Annotated in this window: 22 protein-coding genes; 18 read left to right on the top strand and 4 right to left on the bottom strand. The window is 60.3% G+C overall.

Annotation, left to right across the window (positions count from 1 at the left end; translation table 11 throughout):
• Nucleotides 1-84 precede the first annotated feature (84 nt).
• The 5 genes from ACWKV9_RS08910 (at nt 85) to ACWKV9_RS08890 (ending at nt 5,751) form a co-directional block, all read left to right on the top strand.
• Nucleotides 85-1,761 (top strand): peptide ABC transporter substrate-binding protein, encoded by a 1,677-nt coding sequence (locus ACWKV9_RS08910; RefSeq protein ID WP_483835741.1) that lies wholly within the window; start codon nt 85-87, stop codon nt 1,759-1,761.
• A gap of 61 nt (nt 1,762-1,822) precedes the next feature.
• A complete protein-coding gene (locus tag ACWKV9_RS08905; protein ID WP_483835740.1) occupies nt 1,823-2,773 on the top strand; it encodes an ABC transporter permease in 951 nt (316 codons plus the stop codon).
• Nucleotides 2,774-2,786: 13 nt separating this feature from the next.
• Nucleotides 2,787-3,674: an ABC transporter permease gene (locus ACWKV9_RS08900; protein WP_483835739.1), complete on the top strand. Its 888-nt coding sequence runs from the start codon at nt 2,787-2,789 to the stop codon at nt 3,672-3,674.
• Nucleotides 3,671-4,708, top strand: coding sequence for an ABC transporter ATP-binding protein (locus ACWKV9_RS08895; protein ID WP_483835738.1), 1,038 nt, complete (start codon nt 3,671-3,673; stop codon nt 4,706-4,708). Before ACWKV9_RS08900 ends, ACWKV9_RS08895 begins: the two co-directional genes overlap by 4 nt.
• Nucleotides 4,708-5,751 carry an ABC transporter ATP-binding protein gene (locus tag ACWKV9_RS08890; protein ID WP_483835737.1) on the top strand — a complete coding sequence of 348 codons (1,044 nt, stop codon included), beginning with the start codon at nt 4,708-4,710 and terminating at the stop codon, nt 5,749-5,751. Before ACWKV9_RS08895 ends, ACWKV9_RS08890 begins: the two co-directional genes overlap by 1 nt.
• Before the next feature lie 102 nt (nt 5,752-5,853).
• Here ACWKV9_RS08890 and ACWKV9_RS08885 read toward each other — a convergent pair whose 3' ends face one another.
• Entirely contained in the window at nt 5,854-7,743 is a 1,890-nt protein-coding gene (locus ACWKV9_RS08885; RefSeq protein ID WP_483835736.1) for a methyl-accepting chemotaxis protein, read from the bottom strand.
• Between the two features lie 194 nt (nt 7,744-7,937).
• Nucleotides 7,938-8,195 (bottom strand): aldo/keto reductase, encoded by a 258-nt coding sequence (locus tag ACWKV9_RS08880; protein ID WP_483835735.1) that lies wholly within the window; start codon nt 8,193-8,195, stop codon nt 7,938-7,940.
• On the opposite strand from ACWKV9_RS08880, the gene ACWKV9_RS08875 reads away from it, so the two are divergent.
• The 4 genes from ACWKV9_RS08875 to ACWKV9_RS08860 all read left to right on the top strand — a co-directional run bounded on the left by ACWKV9_RS08875 (nt 8,112) and on the right by ACWKV9_RS08860 (nt 11,569).
• Nucleotides 8,112-8,534 (top strand): LysR substrate-binding domain-containing protein, encoded by a 423-nt coding sequence (locus ACWKV9_RS08875; RefSeq protein ID WP_483835734.1) that lies wholly within the window; start codon nt 8,112-8,114, stop codon nt 8,532-8,534. The two genes, ACWKV9_RS08880 and ACWKV9_RS08875, sit on opposite strands and share 84 nt — an antisense overlap.
• Nucleotides 8,535-9,274: 740 nt before the next feature.
• Nucleotides 9,275-9,964, top strand: coding sequence for a TerC family protein (locus tag ACWKV9_RS08870; protein WP_483835733.1), 690 nt, complete (start codon nt 9,275-9,277; stop codon nt 9,962-9,964).
• A 179-nt stretch (nt 9,965-10,143) separates the two neighbouring features.
• Complete coding sequence (locus ACWKV9_RS08865; protein ID WP_483835732.1) at nt 10,144-10,515, top strand: hypothetical protein; 372 nt, start codon at nt 10,144-10,146, stop codon at nt 10,513-10,515.
• Nucleotides 10,516-10,555: 40 nt separating this feature from the next.
• The gene (locus tag ACWKV9_RS08860) at nt 10,556-11,569 is read left to right on the top strand and encodes a LysR substrate-binding domain-containing protein (RefSeq protein WP_483835731.1); all 1,014 of its coding nucleotides are present in this window, start codon (nt 10,556-10,558) and stop codon (nt 11,567-11,569) included.
• A gap of 48 nt (nt 11,570-11,617) precedes the next feature.
• Here the strand turns inward: ACWKV9_RS08860 and ACWKV9_RS08855 are convergent, their stop codons facing one another.
• Together ACWKV9_RS08855 and ACWKV9_RS08850 are read right to left on the bottom strand one after the other, a co-directional pair.
• Entirely contained in the window at nt 11,618-12,592 is a 975-nt protein-coding gene (locus tag ACWKV9_RS08855) for a VOC family protein (RefSeq protein WP_483835730.1), read from the bottom strand.
• Between the two features lie 62 nt (nt 12,593-12,654).
• A complete protein-coding gene (locus ACWKV9_RS08850; RefSeq protein WP_483835729.1) occupies nt 12,655-13,479 on the bottom strand; it encodes an aspartate dehydrogenase in 825 nt (274 codons plus the stop codon).
• Nucleotides 13,480-13,653: 174 nt separating this feature from the next.
• On the opposite strand from ACWKV9_RS08850, the gene ACWKV9_RS08845 reads away from it, so the two are divergent.
• From ACWKV9_RS08845 to ACWKV9_RS08805, 9 genes are all read left to right on the top strand, one after another.
• The gene (locus ACWKV9_RS08845) at nt 13,654-14,421 is read left to right on the top strand and encodes an alpha/beta fold hydrolase (protein WP_483835728.1); all 768 of its coding nucleotides are present in this window, start codon (nt 13,654-13,656) and stop codon (nt 14,419-14,421) included.
• Nucleotides 14,422-14,606: 185 nt separating this feature from the next.
• The gene (locus ACWKV9_RS08840; protein WP_483835727.1) at nt 14,607-15,707 is read left to right on the top strand and encodes an amidohydrolase family protein; all 1,101 of its coding nucleotides are present in this window, start codon (nt 14,607-14,609) and stop codon (nt 15,705-15,707) included.
• Between the two features lie 32 nt (nt 15,708-15,739).
• The gene (locus ACWKV9_RS08835) at nt 15,740-16,633 is read left to right on the top strand and encodes a transporter substrate-binding domain-containing protein (protein ID WP_483835726.1); all 894 of its coding nucleotides are present in this window, start codon (nt 15,740-15,742) and stop codon (nt 16,631-16,633) included.
• A 72-nt stretch (nt 16,634-16,705) separates the two neighbouring features.
• Entirely contained in the window at nt 16,706-18,292 is a 1,587-nt protein-coding gene (locus tag ACWKV9_RS08830; protein ID WP_483835725.1) for an amino acid ABC transporter permease/ATP-binding protein, read from the top strand.
• Nucleotides 18,289-19,338: an alpha-hydroxy acid oxidase gene (locus tag ACWKV9_RS08825; RefSeq protein ID WP_483835724.1), complete on the top strand. Its 1,050-nt coding sequence runs from the start codon at nt 18,289-18,291 to the stop codon at nt 19,336-19,338. The genes ACWKV9_RS08830 and ACWKV9_RS08825 overlap by 4 nt, the downstream gene beginning before the upstream one ends.
• A 40-nt stretch (nt 19,339-19,378) precedes the next feature.
• Nucleotides 19,379-20,719: a dihydroorotase gene (locus ACWKV9_RS08820; protein WP_483835723.1), complete on the top strand. Its 1,341-nt coding sequence runs from the start codon at nt 19,379-19,381 to the stop codon at nt 20,717-20,719.
• 145 nt (nt 20,720-20,864) lie between these two features.
• On the top strand, nt 20,865-21,560 hold the full coding sequence (locus ACWKV9_RS08815; RefSeq protein WP_483835722.1) for a tRNA (adenine(22)-N(1))-methyltransferase: 696 nt from the start codon (nt 20,865-20,867) through the stop codon (nt 21,558-21,560).
• A gap of 181 nt (nt 21,561-21,741) precedes the next feature.
• Complete coding sequence (locus ACWKV9_RS08810) at nt 21,742-22,530, top strand: hypothetical protein (protein WP_483835721.1); 789 nt, start codon at nt 21,742-21,744, stop codon at nt 22,528-22,530.
• Nucleotides 22,531-22,536: 6 nt separating this feature from the next.
• A complete protein-coding gene (locus ACWKV9_RS08805; protein ID WP_483835720.1) occupies nt 22,537-23,244 on the top strand; it encodes a nucleoside/nucleotide kinase family protein in 708 nt (235 codons plus the stop codon).
• The last annotated feature ends 276 nt before the right edge of the window (nt 23,245-23,520 follow it).

Below are 23,520 nucleotides of genomic sequence, written 5' to 3'. Positions count from 1 at the left end.
AGCTCGCCAGAACGAGCCAGGTTTCATCGCTTACGACGACTTCAGGCGCAAGCCACCTGCCTTTATCTGTTACAGGAGCTCAGCATGTCGCAACGCGATGATTCGGAAAAAGGTAACAGCTTGCTCAATCCCACCCGGCGTCAGGCGCTGGCGATGGCAATCATCGGCGCGGCCGGTGTAATGCTGCCGTTGGGGCGCGCAAGTCAGTCGTTCGCGGCGATGAAAGCCACGCCAAGCGGTCAGGTGATTATCGGCTTGTCCCAGGAACCCACCGTCTTCAACCCGCACATGCCGCACATCGAGGTGGACGACGGTATTCATTGGAATGTCTTCGATCCGCTGTTCGGGATTTCCCCCAGTGGTGAGTTCGTCCCGGCGCTGGCGGTGGAAGTGCCGACGGTCGCCAACGGCGGCATTTCGGCCGATGGGTTGCAGTGGAAAATCAAGCTGCGCGATGACGTCAAATGGCACGACGGCAAACCCTTCACCGCCGAGGACGTGAAATACACCCTTGAGCTGATCGTAGACCCAAAATTCCGCAGCGGTCGACGTGCCGGTCATGATCTGGTACGCGACATCACCGTCGTCTCGCCAACTGAAATTCACTGGCGCATGGAAAAGTCCTACGCGCCTTACGCCTCGATCCTGTCGTGGACCTTCATGGTGCCCAAGCATGTGCTGTCTACCGCTGCGGACGTCAACTCCGCGCCGTTCAACAACGCACCCATTGGCACCGGGCCGTTCAAGTGGGCCAGCCGCGTAGCGGGGGACCATATCCAGCTCAAGGCCAACCCGGATTACTACGGCACGAAAGCTCAGATCGACAGCGTTATCTTCAAGTACATTCCCGACCTGACTGTGCTTTACACCCAATTCAAAACCGGCGACATCGACGTTACCGCCATGCAGGGCATCACCCCCGACCACTACGAAGAAGCCAAGGGCCTGGCCGACCGCAAGGTGGTGATTCTGCCAGTGGCGACGGTGGAGTCGGTGTCGCTGAACATGGAGCGCCCGCAGTTCAAGGACCCGGCGGTGCGCAAGGCGCTGTACATGGCCATCGACAAGAAAACCATCATCGACGAGCTGTACTACGGCCTGGTGCTGCCCACTGAAACCTTCATGCCGCAGCAGTCGGCGTACTTCAATCCGAACCTGCCTAAGCAGAGCTTCAATATCGACGAAGCCAACAAGATTCTCGACGAAGCGGGCTGGAAGCCAGGCGCTGGCGGGATCAGGGAAAAGGGTGGGGTGCGGTTGTCGTTCACCAACTCCACGACTGCTGGCAACCAGATTCGCGAGCAGGCCCAGCAGTTCATTCAGCAAACCTGGCAGGCCATCGGTGTCGAGATGAAAATCTCCAATCTGCCGCCTGCGGTCATGTGGGGCGATTACTGGACGCAGTCCAAATTCGATTCGGTGGTAGTGGGGAACAATTTCCTGACCGGTGCCGACCCGGACGTGCGCGACTACTTCGGCTCGACCTCCATAAATGCTCAAGGCGGTGCCGGGCAGAACAGCACGCAATACAAGAACAGCGAGGTTGACGGGCTGCTTGCCCAGGGCGCATCGCTGCAAGACATCGCCCAGCGCAAGGCGGTGTACGTGAAAGTGCAGGAAATGATCCGCAACGACCTGCCGATCCTGCCGCTGTTTCAGTACACCTACGTGCGCGGCTACAAATCCAGGCTCAACGGCTTTGCCGGCAACATCAACTTGCGCATAGAGCCGTGGAACGTGAACACCTGGTCCTGGACCTGATCGCCCGTCAGCGCCCGGCACATTCGCCGGGCGTAGCTCAGCTGTCAGAAGGAAATACCCCATGCCCCAATACATCCTCAACCGCCTGGGCCAGAGCGCAATCGTTTTGGTGCTGGTGTCACTGATCGGCTTCATCGTGCTCAATCTCGCACCTGGTGGGCCGATGTCGCAATTTTCCATGAACCCCGGGATGAGTCAGGCCGAGCTTGACCGGATCGCCGAACAACTGGGTTTGAATCGTCCGTTGATGGTGCAGTATTTCGAATGGTTCACGCGCTTGTTCGTGGGTGACTGGGGCCATTCGTTTCGTGACGGTCGGCCAGTGCTCAGCGTCATCGCCGGGCACTTGCCGGCCACGCTGCTGCTGATGGGCACCGCCACGGTGTTGTCGGTGATCGTCGGCACCTGGGTCGGCGTGCTGGGCGCCGTGCGGCGTTATTCGGTGTTCGACACCCTGGCCACGGTGGGGGCGATGGTGGCGTTGTCGATCCCCACCTTCTGGTTCGGGCTGGTGGCGATCTTCTTTTTCTCACTGCACCTTGGCTGGCTGCCAGCGGGCAACATGTACACCATCGGCGATCAGTCCCTGGGCGATTACGCCATTCACTTGATCCTGCCGGTGGCGGTGCTGGCGCTGGTTAACGTGGCGATCTGGAGCCGCTACATGCGCTCGGCCACGCTGGACGTCATCGATCAGGACTTCGTACGCACCGCCCGCGCCAAAGGCTTGCCTTATCGGCGGGTGCTGACCCACCACGTCATTCGTAACGCGCTGCTGCCGATGATCACTCTTGCTGGCCTGCAAATCCCGACCATCCTTGGCGGCGCGCTGGTGACCGAAACGGTGTTCACCTGGCCGGGCATGGGCCGGCTGTTTCTCGACAGCCTGGGCTATAGCGATTACCCGGTGATCATGGGCATTCTGATGTTCTCGGCAGTGCTGGTGCTGCTCGGCAATCTGCTGGCGGACTTGCTGGTGGGCGTCGCGGACCCGCGCGTCCGACTCGGTTAAAGGAGCACTGCACATGACAACCGCCGCAACTTATCTGCCGTCTTCCAGCCGTCTGGCCTGGTTGAGCAATCCGACCCTCAGGCGCTTCATGCGCCACAAACTGGCGGTGCTCGGCGTGGTGATGATCACGCTGCTGGTACTGGCGTGCGTGTTCGGGCCTTACCTGCTGCACTACAACGACCTGACCATCGACATCCGCAACCGATTCTCGCCACCGCTGACCGGCAACCACTATCTGGGCACCGACGCTCTGGGCCGCGACACCACCGCGCGGCTGCTCAACGCCGGGCGCATTTCGCTGACGGTGGGCTTTTTTGCCATGCTCATCAGCACCGTGATCGGCACGCTGATCGGTGTGGTCGCCGGCTATTATCGGGGCTGGATCGGCGCGACGCTGATGCGCTTCGTCGATGCCTTTCTGTCGTTCCCTAGCGTGTTTCTGGTACTGGTGCTGGCGGCGTTCATCAAGCCCAGCCCGATCATGATCACCCTTATCATCGCCGTGACCAGCTGGATGGAGATCTCGCGCATCGTCGAGGCCGAAATTCGCTCCCTGCGCGAGCGTGACTTCACTCTGGCAGCGCGCATGGTCGGCGCGAGTAATCGCTGGATCATGTTTCGCGAGCTGGTACCCAATGCCATCGGCCCGATCATCGTCGCCGCGACCCTGACCATCGCCAACGCGATCCTGCTGGAGGCTTATATCAGCTTCCTCGGTTACGGCATTCAGCCACCGCTGCCCAGCTGGGGGAACATGCTCAACGCCGCTCAGCAATATCTGGGCAAAGCGCCGTGGCTGGCGATCATTCCGGGCCTGGCGATCACGCTGGCGGTGACCAGTTTCAACTTCATCGGTGACGGTCTGCGCGACGCACTGGACGGCAGGAGTGACCTGAAATGAACGCAGACGAAAAGATCAGCGTGGCCCATCTCAGCGTCGCCTTTCGCCGGGGCAGCGGCTACGTGCCGGTGGTGCACGACATCAATTTCACCATTCGCGCTGGGGAAACCCTGGCGCTGGTGGGCGAAAGCGGTTCAGGCAAAAGCGTGACCAGCCTTGCGATGATGAAACTGCTGGCCGAAGCGCCGAAGACCAGGATCGAAGGCAGCGCCGTGGTGGCTGACAGCAGCGGCAACGCCATCGATCTGGTGGCGATGAGCGAACAGCAGATGCGCCACGTGCGCGGCAATCGGGTGGCAATGATTTTCCAGGAGCCGCTGACCTCGCTGAATCCGGTGCATCGGGTGGGTGATCAGATTGCCGAGGCCATTCGGTTTCACGAGCACCTGAGCAAATCCCAGGCTCGCGCCAAAGCCCTGGCATTGCTGGAGCAGGTCGGCATTCCGGAGCCTGCCCAGCGCATGGAGAGCTTTCCCCACGAACTGTCCGGCGGCATGCGCCAGCGGGTGATGATTGCCATTGCCCTGGCCATGGAGCCAGACGTACTGATCGCCGATGAGCCGACCACTGCGCTGGATGTCACGGTGCAGGCGCAAATCCTTGATCTGCTGCGCACTCTGCAAAAGAAGAACGGCATGGCGATTCTGTTCATCACCCACAACTTCGGCGTCGTGGCCGAAATCGCCGATCGGGTGATGGTGATGTACGCCGGTCGCATCGTGGAGCAGGGCAGCGTGGCGCAGGTGCTGTCGTCGCCGCGCATGCCGTACACCAAAGGTTTGCTCGCTGCGGTGCCGCGTTTCGAACACGCCGGGCTGGGGCAGGGGGATCTGGGGACGATTCCGGGGTTTGTCCCCGACCCGTCGGCGCCGCCAAGCGGTTGTGCGTTTCATCCGCGTTGCGCCTTTAGCATCGCCGGACGCTGCGACAGCCAGCCCCCGGCGCTCGAAGAGGTCGAAGCAGGGCATCAATTGCGTTGCGTGCGCTGGCAGGAATTGCCTGCCAGGCCTGATTTTGCTCAAGGAGGTGCGTGATGAAAAAGCAACCACCCTTGATCGAGGCCATTGGCCTGAAAAAGTATTTTCCGGTGCGCAAGAAGCTGTTCGTCAGCAGCCGGGGTCGGGATGACAATCTGGTGCGCGCAGTGGATGGCGTGGACCTGTCCATTGCCCGTGGCGAAGTGCTTGGGCTGGTGGGGGAAAGCGGCTCCGGGAAAAGTACCTTGGGCCGCAGCCTGATGATGCTCGACCCGCCCACCGACGGGCATGTGGTGTTCGATAACACCGAAATCACGCCTTTCAACGACCGTCTGCTCAAGCCCTATCGCAAGCGGATGCAGATGGTATTTCAGGACCCCTATGGCTCACTGAACCCGCGCATGACCGTCGCTGAGATTCTCGGCATGCCGCTGCGCTTTCACGCCAAAGAACTGGACGCCCAAGGCCGTCGGGAAAAAGCCGAACAGGCCCTGGAAACAGTGGGCTTGCCAGCGCAATACCTGGATCGTTATCCCCATGAGTTTTCCGGCGGCCAGCGTCAGCGTATCGGCATCGCCCGCGCGTTGACTCTTGAGCCCGAATTCATCATGGCCGATGAGCCGGTGTCGGCGCTGGACGTGTCGGTACAGGCTCAAGTGCTTAATCTGTTCTCGCGCATTCGCCAGCAGATGAACCTGACGATGCTGTTCGTCACCCATGATCTGGCGGTGGTCGGGCACATCGCCGATCGCGTGGCGGTGATGTATCTGGGGCGCATCGTTGAAGTGGCGCCGACGCGCGAGCTGTTCAGCAACCCGCGCCACCCTTACACCGAAGCGCTGATGTCGGCGATCCCCATGCCGGACCCCGGTCAGCGGCGCCAGCGAATCGTCTTGCAGGGCGATATTCCCAGCCCGATTTCGCCGCCATCGGGCTGTGCGTTTCGCACGCGTTGCCCCTATGTGTTGCCGGCCTGCAGTCAGGAACGGCCGCCGCTGCGCATGGTTTCACCGGGGCACGGCACGGCCTGCATCCGCGATGATTTGTCGTTGATTTCGCCGCTCGATGAGCAGCGTGAGACGTTGTTTGAAACGGCGTAAGCCCGTTGGAGATATCCCGTCGTCCAGACGCCGCGCTGTCGCGCCACAAACGTTGATCTTGTTGGAGAGGCCGCGCCCGGTGATCAGGCGCGGGATGTTCAATCAGATCCGGAAGCTGCCCACCAATTGCTTCAATCGTGTCGATTGCTGCTCCAGGTCGTGGCAGGCGCGCAGGGTGGCCTGGAGGTTGTCCACGCCTTCCTGATTGAGCGTGTTGATCTGGGTGATGTCGACGTTGATCGACTCCACCACCGCCGTCTGTTCCTCGGTCGCGGTAGCCACCGACTGATTCATGCCGTCGATTTCGCCGATGCGCGCAGTGACGCTTTCAAGGCTGGCGCCAGCCCGGTTGGCGATGCTCACGCTTTCGTCGCTCTCGCGCTGACTCTCGTTCATGATCGACACCGCTTCACGGGCACCGGATTGCAACTCCTCGATCATGCGCTGCACCTGGCTGGCCGATTCCTGCGTCCGGTGTGCCAGGCTGCGCACTTCATCAGCGACCACCGCAAACCCTCGACCTGCCTCACCGGCTCGCGCTGCCTCAATGGCGGCGTTGAGCGCCAGCAAATTGGTCTGTTGCGAGATGCCAGTGATGACCTCAAGAATCTGCCCAATGTTGGTGGTTTTAGTGGCCAGCAGCTCGATTTGCCCGCTGGCGCCACTGATTCGTGTGGACAGGCGATTCATCGCCAGAATGTTCTGCCCGACCACCTCCTGACCTTCCGACGCCAACCCGCGCGCATCACTGGAATGACCGGAAGCCCGCGCAGCGTTTTGCGCGATCTCGTGGGCAGCGGCGCCCAATTCGTTAATCGCTGCCGCCACGCTGTTGGTGCGGTTGGCTTGCTGATCGGAATTGAGCATCGAGGCGTTGGACGCCCCCACGACTCTCAGCGCGACCTCGTTAAGCTGGACCGTGGACGATGCCACTTCGCGCATCGATTCGTGAATCCGCTCCACGAACAGGTTGAAGCCCTTGCCCAGATAGCCGAACTCGTCCTGGCTCTGGATCTCCAGTCTTTTGGTCAGGTCGCCTTCTCCGGCAGCGATGTCGTGCATGGCCCGACCCATCACGTTCAACGGCCGCATAAGCACGCTAAGCAGCATACCGAGCAGCAAAATGATCAGCACCACAGCGATAACCGTCGCCACCACGGCAGAGTTTCTGAACTCGCTGAGCATCCCGTAGGCATGAGCTTTGTCTACCGCTACACCCACATACCAGTTCACCGAAGGCAAGCCATTCACGTGGGCGAAAGTCAGGATTTGGGTGTTGCCATCAAGCGTGCTTTCACTGATGTCCTGGGACAGTTTGGGCGTATCGGTGGGGTAAACATCGCTCAGGGTTTTCATCACCATCGAGGTGTCGGGATGAACCAGGATACGACCGCTGGCATCCACCAGAAACGCATAGCCTTCGCCTTGCAGCCGCAATGCGCTGATCATTTTTACCAGGGTGTCGAGACTCAAATCGCCGCCCACGACGCCAGGCAGGCCAGCAGAGGTTTTGACCGGCGTTGCGATGGTGATGATCAGCCCTTTGGTCACCGCATCGATGTACGGTTCGGTCAGGGTTGTCTTACCGGCGCTCACCGCGTCCTTGTACCAGGGACGAGTGCGCGGATCGTAACCGGCCGGCATTTCATCAGGGGGCTGCAGGGTGAAAGCGCCGTCGCCCTGACCCAGGTAGACGCTCATGAATGTGGACATGAGGGTCTGCTGCTTGAGCGCAACGGTTTGACCGTCGGCGCCAGGAGCCGTGGCCAGACTTTCGGCCAGGCTCTCCACCAGCAATATCCGGCCTGAAAGCCAGCTTTGGATGTTACCTGCCGTGCTGTCTCCGGTTGCGCTCAGGCTTAGTTTGAGTTGGTTGCGGATGGCATTGCGTTGCAGGAAGTCGTTGTACAACGTGAACAACGAAAATGCCGCAATGACAACAAGCGAGGCCGCGAGAAGAATTTTGTGGCTGAATTTCAGTGATCTGGTCATTGCCGATAACAATCCACGGGCTGTTTCGAGAGGACGATGTCTTACGCAGGTCGCGTGCATCTGCTATCGGCGGATGTTCTACGGCGTTAACCGGTCAATCCATTTAAATGCCCTCGAATGGATGGTTTCAGACGACCGGTCATTACGTGACATCAAAATGTCGCGAAGCAATGACCAGTGCCCGATTTTAGTGCTTAAAACTCTTCGTAATACGCTGGGTTCTGATCGAAGCTTCGACCATCCGGACGGGCAAGGCGGGCGATAGCCGCCATGTCGCCGCCGGACAATTGGAAGCCGAAAATATCCAGGTTTTCGCGCTGGCGTTGTGGGGACGTCGCTTTGGGCAGTGGGATGGCCCCCAGTTGGTAGTGCCAGCGCAGAATGATTTGGACCACGGTTTTGTCCAGACGCTGGGCGACGGCTTTCAATGCCGGGTCCTTGAGCAGCTGCATCGCTGCCTGGTATTAAACAGCCAGGCGCATTTCAACGCCGAATGGCGTCTGGGCCGCGCCAGACAGATGCGCACCTTGCGCATGGACGGCGCGATGGCGTCTACCAATTCCGAACTGCCCATCACTTGGGCGCTGGCGGGATTGGGGTTGACTCAAAAATCCTGGTGGGAAGTGGCGCCGCACATCGCAAGCGGGCGGTTGGAGACGGTGCTTGATGCCTACGAGCCTGAGCCCGTTTCCTTCTATGCCATACATCCTGTAAGAAGCGCGCAATCGCGCAAGATCGGGTTGTTCGTTGATGCTGCGGCTGCGTATTTCGAGGGCTTTGGCGGGGTGTAAATCACCTCAGCGAAGGCGGTGTTTCAGTTCTGCCGCATCGCAGCCTCGCGCTGCTCGTCAGCTCTTACAAGATTTGGGTATCCATCGTCAGCATGATGTACCGACCTCTATATCGCGGACAGGTCAGCTCCCACGGGTTTTGCGTCCAGTCGCAATGGTGCAGCGGGTGAAAATTATTGTAGGAGCGCGCTTGCCCGCGAATGAGGTCGGCCAGTCTGCCCATCAGTGACTGAAGGAATGCTTTCGCGGGCAAGCGCGCTCCTACAGGATTTGTGTCAGGCCGAAACATCAGCAGCGTTTCAGATTCATCGTGGGAGCGAACCTGTTCGCGAAGGCTGACTTCCAGGCGCAAAAGATGTGGCAGATGTACGGGCCTCTTCGCGGACAGGTCCGCTCCCACGGGTTTTGCGTCCAGTCGCAATGGCGCAGCGCGTAAGAATCACTGTAGGAGCGCGCTTGCCCGCGAATGAGAGCGGTGAATACGTCATACCGGCCCGCACATTTGGCCGTCTGCCGCCCATGAGTTAACCTGCCGCCACTGAAGCTAGGCGCAACCCAGCAGCGCCTCTTCCGAGACCACAGGTTGCATCCACGTAACTTGCGGCCAACTTGCCCAAGCATTGATGATGCCGAGCATCAGCGTTTCACCCTGAAGTGGTCAGTGATCGATTGCTCCATTCTCTTGGAGCAGAGCGGCTGACCGGGATTTTTTCTTTTGTACGTTCGCTAAAGGTTTTTACATGAACTGGCTGTACGACCCCTTCATCTGGACTGCCCTGGCGCAGATCATTGCCATCGACCTGTTGCTCGGTGGCGACAACGCCGTAGTCATCGCCATGGCCTGCCGCAAACTGCCGCGCGAGCTGCAAACAAAAGCCATCTATGGCGGCATGCTCGGAGCAATTTTGCTGCGCGTGGTGATGCTGTTCTTCGCCGTGCACCTGTTGGGCTTGCCGTATCTGAAGTTGATCGGTGCCGTGTTGCTGGCGTGGATCGGCATCAAACTGGTCGCCAATCAGGATGAAGGGGAAGGGGAGATCGATGGCGGGACACGCGTGTGGACCGCGATCAAGACGGTGATTATCGCTGACGTGGTGATGTCGCTGGACAACGTCCTTGCCGTTGCCGCAGCGGGCGATGGCAGCGTCTATCTGGTGGCGGCGGGCGTGCTGATCAGTATCCCGATCATCATTCTGGGCAGTCGCTTCGTGCTCGCTGCCATGGAACGGTTGCCGTGGTTGGTGCCAGCTGGCGGTGCGTTGATCGGCTGGATTGCCGGCGGCATGGCAGCTGGCGATGTCGCGCTACAGCCATATTTGCCGCAGGTTGAATGGCTGCATTGGGCGGCCGGTGCAGCGGCGGCAGTGCTAGTGTTGCTCGTTGGCTGGTGGCTGGGACAACGGCGTCAGCAGCAGACAGCGGCGGACTGACCCTCCAGCGGTTCATGCCTGATACCAATGCCCGCCGGGAAGGTGGTAAACAAACCTGCTGGTTGGGCGAACTCGACGAATTGCTTGTTCGCCAGTGAAAGCTACTCACCGGCGGGCGGGCATAGGCTGTTAAGCTCGCTGCCAGAACCACACGCCTTAGCTGTACCGAGACCACTCCGATGACTGAAAACCTCACTGAAGAAGAAATGCGCCTGGCGCTTTTCGGCCCCGCACCTACGCCAGCCCCGGCGCAGGAAGCCCCGCAGGAAGAAAAGCCTATTCCCGTGGTCGAAGCACCCGCCGCGCCGGCTCCCGCCCCGCCGGCTCCCGCCCCGAAACCTGTCGCTGCAAAGCCACGGCCAATTTCCAAGGCACTGTCACCTAAATTGCGCGTGATATTGCATGTCACCAAAGAGTACGACGGTGCAGTCGAGGTGTTCAGCTACGACGCGAACACCCTGAGCAGTTTTGTCGCTGAGCAGGAAGCCAAGGCCGAGGCGAAAAAGAAGAAGTTCAAGTACTTCGAACTGGTGTCGGTCAGCCCGATCTAGCTGCTGCATGATCGATATCCCCGGTTGAAGGAGCTCTGTCGTGTCCCGACGCTTGCCCAGCATGAACGCACTGCGCGCCTTCGAGGCGGCCGCCCGGCATTTGAATTTCAGTCGCGCGGCCGATGAGTTGTTCGTCACTCAAGGGGCGATCAGCCGCCAGATCAAACTGCTTGAAGAGTCCTTGGGCGTGCCGCTGTTCAAACGCTTGCCCCGCACCATTGAACTCACTGAATACGGCCGTGAGTACCTGCCGGTGATGCGCGATGCATTCGACCGGATAGAGCAGGCCACCTTGCGTCTGGTCAATCGCGACCGGCATCGCATCCTTAACGTCAATGTCCTTCCCACCTTCGCCATGCGCTGGTTGATTCCGCGGCTGTCGAATTTCGCCACCCAAAACCCGGACATCGAAGTACGCCTGATCACCTCGATTCGCCCTGTGAATTTCTGGCGCGAAGACCTCGACGTTGCGATTCGGGTCGGCATCGCTCCGGACGCCGAACTGGAGGCGGAGCACAGCGACCGGCCGCGGATCAGCCTACAAATGACCGATGACTGGAGCAACGTGCGAGCCTATCGCCTGATGCCGGACGTGCTGGTACCGGTGTGCAGTCCGGCGCTGATGGCAGGACGCGAAGCCGTCATAGAGGCTCGCCAACTGCTGGATTTTCCGTTGCTGCACATGGCGACCCGAGCCTACGCCTGGCCCGACTGGTTTCGAGCCAGCGGCGTTGCCTACGACATGGGGATTCCCAATCAGGCCTACGGGCATTTCTTCATGGTGCTGGAAGAAGCGCTGGGCGGGCGGGGTGTGGCGCTGGTGCCGAAAATGCTCGCAGCCGGGGAGCTTGATTCCGGGCGACTGGTCATGCCACTGGAGGTTGAGCACGAAAGTGCCGGTGCCTATTACCTGTTATGCCGCGAGCATCAGGCCGATGCTTCTACTGTGCAGACGTTTCGCGAGTGGTTGTTCGCCCAGCGGGATGCAACCCTGGCGGCACAAGCGGACATCGCGCCCGCTTGCGCCCTCGAAGCGGCGCTGCACGATCTCTAGAAAGCAAAAACCCGTCTGATGACGGGTTTTCTTGCGCCATGATCAAGATCAGATCACGAACGGGCGCACTGCCGGATCAATGGCGGCGATGGTTTCAGGCCGCCAGTCGCGGTTCACGTAGAGCTGGATCGGCAGGCCGTCCGGGTCCTTGACGAAGACAGCCCGACGGGCCGGGGTATCGAAATGCCCGACCACGCTCGCTCCGGTGCTTTCGATTGAGTTCAGCGCCGCATCGAGGTCCGCCTCGCTCCACACCTCAACGCCTACATGGTGCATCGGCAACGCAGACTCGACATCGTTGCGATACAGCACCAGATCGCCCTGGCTGTGAGTGCCTGCCAGCAACACGTAAGGCTCGTCTAGACCCCCCGCCAAAGGCTTGAGGCCGACGACGGCGGTGTAGAACGCATACATCGCCGGATAATCCTGAGCGACGAACGCCACATGAGTGACACGTTTGCAGTGGATCAACGCCTGATCGATCACACGGATCGGAGGGTCTTTCGGGTACAACTGCGCCTTCAGCGGGACGTTGGTTTCTCCCGGCACCCACTTGGGTTTCTTTTTGCTGAAAACGCCGCTGCGCTCTGATCGCCAGTCTTCTACCACGTCCGCATAAAGCTCGATTTCATTGCCGTCCGGGTCTTTCTGGTAGAGCGAATGCGCGACGTCATGGTCTTCGGTGGAGCGATAGACCACACCGGCAGCGATAGCGGCGCGATAGCTTTCAACCAGCGCCGCTTCACTTTCGACCTCAAAGGCTAAATGGTTCAGGCCGGGGATCTGGCCGGGTGGCGCGTAACGGCTGGTCACGTCGACCAGGGCAAAGTCGTGGTAAGTGTTGCCGTTGCTGATGAAGCTCGCCTGGTTATCGGGCTGGCTGTAAACCTCTTCGAATCCAAACACGTCACGGTAGTAAATCGCGGCACGCTGGTAGTCGCCGACGAAGACGTTGGCGTGACCGAGGCGTCGGGGCGCAAAGTGGCCCTGACTGGCGTGGGCGTCGCGCGGAGAACTGTTCATCAGGTATTCCTTCGATTCAATGATGGCTATCGATCACTTCGGACATCAGTCGTCATGGCGGATCAAGTCCCGACACGCAGCGGCGCTCGCATCTTCTGCAGCAGGGCGATAACGCTTAATGCAGTGATCCTGCCAGTCTTGGGATTGGCGCTCGGAATATTCTCGATGGTCATGGTGAAGCTTGCCGAGTCGGCATCCACGACGATGGTGTGGGTGTTGCGTTCAAGCTGTGGATCGGCCCAGATTTCCAGCGTGGTCTTGTCTGGTCCGATGCCCGCCAGTGACAGCGCAACCGCCACGTTGAGGTTGGCCGGAAAACCGGTGGCTGCGTCTCGTGGCGTGCCGACAAAAATGCGCAGCGGTTCACTCAGGTGCTCGAGGTCGATTCCGTTATCGACCAGATAAGGCGCGCCGAGCAGGCCTTTCACCGGCTTTCGGGTGATCATGCGCACCGATTTGATGCTGCCCTGCGCGGCTGCGGTCACAGCGTCCAGACCCAGCAATGCGCCGGTGGGCACATGAATCTGGCCGCCGTTATCCCGGGCCACATCGATCAGGTGCATGTGATTGAGCAATGCGCCGATGCTCAACGGCACCACCACCTTGCCCGCGCGCAGCATCGGCTCGGCGATGGCGGGCAGCAAATGAGCCGGCGCGCACTCCACCAGCACATCGCAATGCTGAGGCATTTCGCTGAAGCTGACGATCTGCGGCGCGCGGCCGAGTTCTTGCAGCCACTGGCCGGCGCTGACTGGATCGCGCACCGCCACCGCACTCAACATGACACCCGGCAAACCTGCGTCGATGGCCTTGGCCAGCGCTTTGCCAACCGTGCCAAGCCCGGCGATCCCGACTCGAAGTACGTTATTCGTTTGCCTGTCCGTCATTGGTATGTTCCCTCTGTTCGGCGCCATGTTAGGTACAGGGCGATAGGTGAACAAACGAGATTTTCGCCGTGCAACGATGATCCAGCCTCATGACTGAATGCCGGAAAAGTCGTTTGTCAGGCATACAAACGGCTTCCCATAATCGATTTCCGTTCAACAGCCCCGAGAACACCCATGCCCTATATCGTCCGTGGTGCCAGCCGTCTGTATTACGAGCAACACGGTGAAGGCGATCCTGTCGTGTTGCTGCATGGTGTGGGCGGCAACCACGCCAGCTGGTTTCATCAGGTCGTGGACTGGCGCGGCAAAGCTCAAGTGATCACGGTCGACGCCCGGGGTTTTGGCAATTCCGAAGACCTCGAACAGTGGGGCCGCAGCGCGTTTGCCGATGACCTTCTTGCGCTTCTCGATACGCTGGGGCTCGGGCGGGTGAGTGTCGTTGCGCAATCCATGGGCGGCGGAACGGCCAGCAGCTTTGTCCTGCGCCACCCTCAGCGCGTGCGCTCGCTGGTGCTGGCTGACACGTTGGTGGGCCTGGCGTTGCCCGACGACCTTGCCGCCAGCATGGCTGAAGTTGCCCGGCGCACCCAATCGCTGACGCAACTGGAACGGGTGCTCGGCCCGACCTTTACCCATGCGCAACCGGCCGAAGCGTACCTCTACACGGCGCTGGCCAGTTTCAATGCCACCAACGTGCGCAACCTGCAAGGCGAGCAGTCGCTGGCCAGCGCCGCGCAGCTAAGTGCCACCGGCGTGCCGATTCTGTTCGTGGCAGGCAACCAGGATGTGCTGTTTCCGTCGGCCCACATCCACGCCTTTCAGCAAACCCTGGCGGGCTCTGCGTTTATCGAAATTCCGGGGGCAGGGCACTCTGCTTACTTCGAGGCCCCCGACGTGTTTAACCAACAGGTCTATGACTGGCTCGACCGACAGCCCGCCTGATGCGAATTGACCGCCTTGAAGCGGCGGTCATGACTTCACCTCATCGCTTCACCGAAAAAATCTCGTTTGTTGCGCAAATTTGCTTTTCCTATGATGGCCCGACATCTGCAAACGGATATTTACGCCAAGCCGTCTGCACGCAGTCATGCGCCCGGGATGTGCTGTTTCGGTACCGAGGAAAGGCCGTGAAAATCATTATCGAGAATCTCGAAGACCCTTCTGGCCTGGTAGGCGCGCGGCGGGTGTTTCATGCCGATGTCGGCGCCGAGCCAGGCACGCGGGTCCTCGACGCAACAGGCTGGCGAGTCTGCCCGGCGCTGTATGACGCCGACACGTTACTGCCGCTACATGGCAATCAATTCAGTGAGGTCGATCGAGAAGTCGCTTTGGCCGGCGGTGTGGCGCGGCTCAACGCAAGCATCGGCTGGCAGCGGCTGGCCGATCCGTTGCACGCGACAGCACTGCTGTTGATGGCCGAGCAAAGCAGCATGCCTCGGGTGCGATTGTTAATGGCGGTGATGCCGGACCAGGACAGCGAAGGGTTTGCCGACTGGTTCTCAGGTTTTGCCCAGGACGTCGAGCACTTTGGTCCGCATCTGCTGCACGCGTGCAAGCTCTACGGCCGTGACCCGCATTTCGCTCGCAACCTCAAGGCGGTGTGGGAGGCGGGTTGGATGCCTTACGTATTCACCGCAGACCCCGAACCTATTGCCCATCAAGCAGCGCGATTGAACAAGCCGATCTGTTTCCGTCATGCCGCCAGTTGCGCGGATCTGGACGCCATGGGCGGTGGCGGGTCCGGCAACGCCCTGATCTGGCTCGCCAGTTCTCCGCATTTTCTGTTGCCGGTCGATGAGGCACGTCGCCAATCGCTGGTGGTTCGCCCGCCAGTCCCGGATGCCGCCACCCGTAAGGCATTGCTCGCGCGCCTGGACGAAATCAACCTGATCGCCACCGACCATGTAGCACTGGGCGCCACCACAGGGCCCGGTTTGCAGACCCAACACTGCTTTTTACCGGCGCTGCTGACCCTCGCCGAACATCTGGGCTGCAAGCCGGACAGAGTACTGAACAAGGCCTCCACACGTCCGGCAGCGTTGTTCGGTCAAGACCCCAACGATTGGGCTGTCGCTCTGGTCGCGCCCGATGTGGCGCACAAGTTGCAGATTCCCGGTATCGACCCTGACCGGGACCCCTTTGCCCTCGATTCCTTTCTGCCACGCGTGATGGCCATCGTGCATGGCGAAAAACTCTGGCCCACAGGCCAACTGCGCAACGCGTTCTAAATCCGGTCATTCCCTTGTCTCAGGAGCAATTCATGTTTAGATCCGTTGTTTTTAATGCGTCGGCCGCTTCGCTGTCATTGGCGATCGCAGCGGTATCGGCACAGGCGCAGGCCGCTGAAACTCCGCTGCCATCCTATGAAGCCTTCGGCAAGACCAGCGAATGCGCCGCGTTGCGTAAGCAGTACCCGAGCCTGGTGGGTAAGACTCTGAACATCGGTCTGGGCGGCTACACCGTGGGTTTCGAAGCGCCGAAGAAGGACGACCCTTCGCAGATCGAAGGCTTGGACCCGGACCTGATTTCCTACATGGGCGAATGCCTGGGCTACAAGCACGAATACCAGAACGTCGCCTTCAACGTGCTGGTCACCGGGATAAACGCCGGCCGCTTCGACATGGGCCCTAGCCTTTACGTCACTGACGTACGTCGCAAGCAAGTGGCGTTCGTGTCCACGTTCTCGGTCATCGACGGCTCGGTGATCAAGAAGGGCAACCCGAAAAACCTGACGTCCCTTGACTCACTGTGCGGTGCCACGGTGGCCGCGGCGGCGGGAACTTACGAAGCGGCAAGCCTGATTCCGCCGTTGAGCGAGAAGTGCAAGGCGGCCGGTAAACCCGAGGTCAATCTGCTGATGTTGCAGGCCACCGATGCCAGTGTGCAGGCAGTGCAGAGCGGTCGCGCGGATATCTACCTGACCGCGCACTCTGATGCAAAAGCGTTGGCCGCCTCGGTACCGACCCTGGAAAGCGGTTTTACCGTGGACCTGCCGATCCTCAACGGTTTCCCGATCGCCAAGGAAAACACCGTGCTGCGGGGCGCTGTACTGGCTTCAATGCAGCTGATCCAGGCCAAGGGCATCCAGAAAACCCTGTTGGATAAGTGGGGCCAGGACGCTGCGTCCGAACGTGCTGCCGCCGACGCCGAGTAAGGCTGTGTAGCGGCGGGCCAGAGACGTTCGGCAGCGCCGCTGTTTTTTGTTTCTATCGGGTATCGAGTAGCCATGCAGACCTTTCTTCACTACCTGACATTCCCGTATCTGCTGCAAGGCTGTCTGGTCGCGCTCGGTTTGCTGTTCGGTGCGCTGATCGGCGGATTGCTGATTGGTTTCATCCTGGCGCTGGGCGCGGATTCGCGCTGGCGAGCTGTACGCTATCCAGTGCGCTGTTACATCTACGTGGTACGCGGCACTCCGCAGTTGCTGCAATTGATTCTGCTGTTCAACGTGCTGCCCCAAGCGGGCCTCACGCTGAGTCCCTTCGTCAGCGCGTTGGTGGCGCTGACCTTGAACGAAACCGCGTTTTGCGCCGAAATCATTCGCGGCGGCATACGTTCGGTAGACCGCAATCAACGTCTGGCAGCTCAGGCGTTCGGTTACTCGGCGTCCACCGAATTGCTGCACGTCGTGGTGCCTCAAGGCTTGCGCGCGATCATCCCGGCGCTGGGCAACGAAGCCGTTGGGCTGCTCAAATCCACTTCGTTGGCCTCGGTGGTCGGGGTCAGTGAGTTGACCTTGCGCAGCCAGACCATTGTTTCGCAAAACTTTGAGTTTCTGCCGGTGTTGCTGGCGTCGGGCGCCATGTACATCGTCCTTTCAGCAGTCATCACGGCCTTACAGAGCGTCTGCGAGCACCGGGTGGGCACTGGCCGCGGGCGCCGTTCTGCCAGCGCAGCGCAGGGCGAGCAGGCACAAGCGGATCTTGCCATGGACAAGGGCCCGTTACCCCTCAAAGCTTTGGCGCCCAAGTCCGAATCGCAGGCACAAGAGGCGCAGTTGCTGATCGAGTCACTCTACGTCAGCTACGCCGACAAGCAGGTGCTCAAGGGCATCAGCCTACAAGTGGCGTCAGGCGAAGTAGTGGCGTTGTTGGGCAAGTCAGGCTCAGGAAAAAGCACCTTGCTCAAGACGATTTTGTCCCTCAATCCCGTGGATAAGGGCAGCATCCGCATCGACTCGCATTCGATGTTCACCGATGAGCAGGGCAAGCCCTTGTCTCTTCGGCAGTTGCCCACAGCCCGAGCCCGCGCGCGGGTCGGCATGGTGTTTCAAAACTTCGCGCTGTTCGATCACCTCAGCGTGCTGGATAACGCAGCAGTGATACCTCTACGGGTTCAGGGCCGTGACCGGGTCGAGTCGTCGCGCCGTGGTTATAACGCGCTGCTCAAGGTCGGTTTGCAGAATTTCACCGAACGCATGCCCCATGAGTTATCGGGAGGCCAGCAACAGCGGGTCGGCATCGCCCGAGCGCTGGCCAGCGAACCGCGATTGATCCTGCTGGATGAACCAACGTCCGCCCTGGACCCAGAGCTGGTGGGTGAAGTGCAAGAAACTATCCGAGGTCTGGCTCAGTCCGGGATCACGCTGCTACTGAGCACCCACGACGTGAATTTTGCCGCCAGCGTGGCTGACCGGATCGTGTTCCTGCACGACGGCCAGATCATTGAGCAAGGGTCGCCTTCGATCCTGCGTGAGCCCAAAACCGCTGAGTTCGCCGCCTTTCTGCGTCTTCCCGACACCCCTCGGCAGGTGCTGGCGCCACAATCACCTGCATTGTTCACGGTGCCGGCAAGCCTGGAGCCGATGCGATGAGCGACTCCAACTCCTGGAAAAAACGTGCACTGGCAGCGCTGGGGCCGACGCTGTTCGGCTACCTGCGCGGCCGTGCTTTCGACAGCCCCGAGGGAGAAGTCGACCCGAACGAACAAGCCTTGCAGCGCTATCGTCTGGTGCCTCGTGTGTTGGCGGGACAGACCGATGTGAGTCTGGAGTGCGCGATCATGGGACGAACCTACTCAGCGCCCGTAGGCGTTGGTGCGTTTGCCGCAGATCGATTGTTCAACGCTCAGGGCGTCAGTGCCATCGGGCGAGTCTGTGCCAGTTTGCGATTACCGTTATTCGTGTCCGAGGAAGCCGTGACGCCATTGGCAGAAATCACCGCCAGCGGCGTCGACTGCTGGTTGCAGCTGCGCGCCGCCGGCCCGTTCGAGCGGGCGCTGGGTCTGCTTGATCTTGCCGCCCGCGCCCAATGCCAGGGCATCGTACTGACGGTGCTGGCCCCGGTGCATCCGGTGCCGGGTCTGCATCCGGGCGGCGTGGACGTCGCGGCCGAGATTGCCAGTCGAGGCTGGTCGACCATCGGTTCTGCCGAAGGTGTTGCCCGACTTCCTGCCTTCCCGGCCTGGGGTACTGAGGAGCTGGGGCGGCTGGCGGAAGCGGTCCACGAGCGAGGCATGAGCCTGATCGTCAAAGGCGTGCTGCACCCGGCGGATGCGCTTCTGGCTCAGGCTGCTGGCTGCGACGCTGTGATGGTCTCTAATGTCGGCGTGCGCCAACTCTATCGCTGGGCACCCGCAGTGGAACGCATTGCTCCCATCAGTGCTGCCCTTGAAGGCTCGAATGCAGTGCTGGTCGATGGTGGATTTCGTACCGCAGCGGACATGGTGATAGCCCGGTTGCTGGGCGCGCACATGGCGGTGCTGGTGCGTCCGGTCGCCTATGCGTTCGCCGCAGGCGGAGAAGCCGCGGTCGAACAGATGCTTGGTGGGCTGCTCGGTGAGATGCGGGCGGTGTGCGCGTGGATGGGTGTTGCCCGGCTGGAGCAACTTGAGCCCAGCCAACTGGTTCGGCTCGATTGATCAGACTCACTGTCACCCATACACGCAGGAACCCGCGACCATGTTCGATCTGATTTTGCGCGGGGCCCAGGTGGTCAACGCCAGTGGCATTGCGCGAGCCGATGTGGCGATCAGTCAGGGCCGTATTGCTGCCGTGCTGCTACCCGGTCAACCGGCTCCGTCAGTGCTTGAACGCAGAGTGGACGGGTGTCTGTTGCTGCCGGGGCTGGTCGATGCCCATGTGCATTTGTGCGACCCGGGCCTGACTCACAAGGAGGATTTTTTGTCCGGCACCCGTGCAGCAGCGGCAGGCGGCGTGACCACTGTGCTCGACATGCCCACCGATGAGCCCTGGACCGCCAGCGCAGAGGACCTGCGACAGAAATCGCAGTTGGCCGAAGGGCGGATTTACACCGATGTCGGATTACAGATCGCCGTGCAGCATGACGGCCAGCACCTCGATCAACTGCAGGCGCTGGAACCGATCTCCTTCGAGGTCTTCACGGCCTGGGCGCCAGAACGCTTTCTGCATGACACCCAGGAACGCCTGGTCCGCACGCTGCAACGTCTGAGCGAGCGTAATGTGCTGGCGTGCGTGTCGCCGGGTGATCACTCGATTCAAAGTCGCGCCGCGGGTACTTACGATCCGGACCCGAATCGCTCTGACGTCGATGCGTTCCTGATCTGCCGGCCCCCGATCGCTGAAGCCACAGGCATCACCCGAACCATTCTCGCCGCTGCGGCTACCCAGGCGCGGGTGCATGTCCGTCAGGCAAATTCCGGCTTGAGTCTCCAGGCCTGGTGTCGGCTGAAAGACCTGGCCGACGTCACCCTTGAAGCCACACCGCAATCGTTGCTGTTCAGCGAAGCGGACTATCGGCAGCATGGCAATGACCTGAAAAGCGCACCGCCGATGCGCAGTCCTGAAGAGGTCGAGCTGCTGCGCAGTGCGCTTCGCGAGGGGCTGATCGACATGATGGTCACGGATCACTCACCTCACAGCCCCCAGGAGAAAGATCCGGCCAACGTCAGTTTTGCCCAGGCCCCGCTCGGTATCCCCGGCGTTCAGACCCTATTGTTCGCCATGCTTCATCTGGTCCATCGCGGCGATATTGACCTGCCTGCCTTGGTGCGGCTGTGTGCCTGGAACCCGGCACGGCGATTCGGGCTGGCGGGCAAAAAGGGCGCACTGGACATCGGCCATGATGCCGACATCCTGATCCTCGATCCCTCGGTGAACACTACCGTGCGCAATGCCGATCAGTTATCGAAAGCGGGCTACACGCCATTCGATGGTTTGAGTGTGCCATGGGGATTGCGCGAAGTTCTGTTGCGGGGGGAAACCCTCAGTGTCTCCGGCGCCGCCCCCGATGGGCCGCCAATGGGGCGAGTCATCGGATAACGCCGTAGGCCAGCACTGGCAGCGCTTTAGCTCAGGGAAAAGCATGCCCGTGGTCGCCGATAATTGAAATGCCCGCCGTTACTGGGCACAGTGGCGCCGCGATCCGGCCAGGGGTGCCGGATGTTGGTGGTGGAAAGGGGCTGCATTGAACGAACACACATTGTCCAAACGCCTGGAGCGTGTGGCGGCGCATGTGCCTGAGGGTGCTCGTCTGGCCGATATCGGCTCGGATCACGGCTACCTGCCGGTGGCGTTGATTCGCCGTGGCGTGATTGCTGCGGCGATAGCGGGTGAGGTGGCGTTGACCCCGTTTCGCGCGGCAGAGCGTACCGTGCGCGAGAATGGTCTGGAGCAACAGATCATCGTGCGGCAGGCCGGCGGGCTGGCGGCTATCGAACCGGAAGACGCGGTGACCGCGATTACCCTCTGCGGCATGGGCGGTGAGACGATCCGCGACATTCTCGAAGCGGGCAAAGCGCGCTTGTCCGGCCATGAGCGGTTGATTCTGCAGCCCAATGGCGGCGAACAGCCCTTGCGGCAGTGGCTGATGGAAAACGGCTACTGCATCCACCGCGAAGAGTTGTTGCGGGAAAAGCGGTTTTTCTACGAAATCATCGTCGCCGAGCGCAGCGGGGCACTGACGTATACCCCTCAAGAGCTGTACTTCGGGCCGCTGCAAATGCAAGCCCGCAGCCCGGCGTTTCTCGTCAAGTGGCAGCGCATACTGGTTGAGAAACACAAAACCCTGAGCAACTTTGCCCACGCACGGCAGGCAGTACCCGAAGTCAAGGTTGAGGAAGTTGCGCGTCAGGCCAGGTGGATCACCGAGTTACTGGCGTGAGGCAGGACATTACTGGTTTCTCAGGTATCATCAGCGCCCTGTACCTGTGCCCCAACGAGATCCGTGCTGTCCTTTACGCTGCGGAATAGATACCGGATTACTTGAATTTAGGTGCTGAATGCCGAGCTCTGATTTTTCCCTTCAGTCTCCACCCGCTACCAACGTGCAGCTTGAGACATTGATGCAGAACATCCTGGATGACGACGTCGTCAATCTCCAGGCTTCGGCCCCCAGTGGTCCGGCACCCGCACTCACCGCCGAGGAACTGGCCGGTTGTTACCGCCTGGCCTGGCAGCTTCTGGTCACGGGGGTGGACATACCTCAGACGCGCAGGCTTATCGCTGCCATTGCCGCGAAGGGCTCGGCTACAGCCGAACAGACCATTGAGTTCAAATTCATGCGCGCGCGCTTCAAGAAGATGCGCTTCGCCTGCGCTAACTACAGCGAGCAACATGAATACCCCGAGTGCCTGGATTCCATCACTCGACTGATGGGGCGTTTTCAGGACGCATTCAAGAACGGGCAGAGACGGCGCACACTCTGGCTTGGCATCAAGCTGTGGTGCCGTTTGCGCGATGGTTACTTTTCCAGGTTGCACGACACGCTGGTGGGGGCGAAGCTTTCAACCCTTGAAAGCTTCCAGCGTTATATAGCGGTCGAGAATCAGCATCTGGCCCAAACATCTGGCGAAGATGCACTGTTGACTGCCCGACAGTTTCACGATTTACGCAAAATCATCAGCCGCCGCATCGCCCTCAGTGACACACGACGCGCGCTGTCTGCATCGCCCGAATATGACGCGCTGTCGCTTTTCCTCGCCACCATCAACGGCCTTATGGGAAAAATGCACGATGATCTTGTGGTGAAAAAAATTCAGAACAAGCTTGTTTATGAACAAGAGCTGTTCGAGTTTCCAGCTGAGATATCCACCCGAATACGGGCGTTGGCAATGACTGAAAGAGGCCTATAAGAACCTATGCAGTTCAGCAGAATACCGGGGCGCAAGGCTCCGATCGTTGCAATCGTTGGCTCCGATGGCAGTGGCAAATCCACCGTCAGTGAGGAGGTGTTGAAGTTCATGTTGGGTTATCGCCCGACTACGTTGTGTCACCTGGGCAAGCAAACCGGCAATCTGCGCAGGGCCATGCGCAAACATGCGTTCGGCAAGAAAGTCGATAGCCGTATCACCAAAGTCGGAGCGTCGGCACGGCAGAAGGGCATCTCAGGCCCGGTCGCGCTGGTGATGTTTCTTGCCTCGATGCGGCGCGTGGTTCGCTTCACCCGGATGTCGATCTACCGCGCATTGGGTCACGCGATCCTCACTGATCGATACCCGCAAATCGTCGTGCCAGGCGAGATGGATGGCCCGCATCTGACCAATCGATTCTTGTCGGATTTTTTTGCAAAGGGGCTGATGCGTCTGGAGTACTGGCTGTACAAAAAAATGACCTCCGTGCGCCCCGATGTCGTGCTGCGACTCAACGTGGACATTGAAACAGCCTTCGCCCGCAAGCCAGACCACCGGTATGAATCGCTCGCAAAGAAGATCGCCATCGTGCCGACGCTGTCGTTCAATGGCGCCCCGATCATCGACATCGATTCAACCCAGCCGCTTGAGCAAGTGCTCGAACAAGCCCGCCAAGCAGTTGCTGCGGTGATGGAGAGTTATAAAACGACGAAATGAGCCCGACCACCCCCTGTAGGAGCGCGCTTGCCCGCGATGGCGGTGGGTCTGTGGCTGCATTAATTGCAGGACAGATGCGATCGCGGGCAAGCGCGCTCCTACGGGGGGAGGGTGAAAAGAGGTGCGCCGATATCTGGCGCACCTCTTTTCATGACCTTACTGCCAGGCGCGGTCGCCGTTTTCGTCTTTGATCCGCGTTGGCAGGCCCATCAGGTCGAGCGCTCGCAGGAACGGCTCGGCGGGCAGTTGCTCGACGTTGACCATGCGCTGCACGTC

This window comes from Pseudomonas corni (assembly GCF_057128765.1).
Note: the sequence above shows the minus strand (reverse complement) of the source record. Positions and strands in the feature narration are given on the sequence as shown.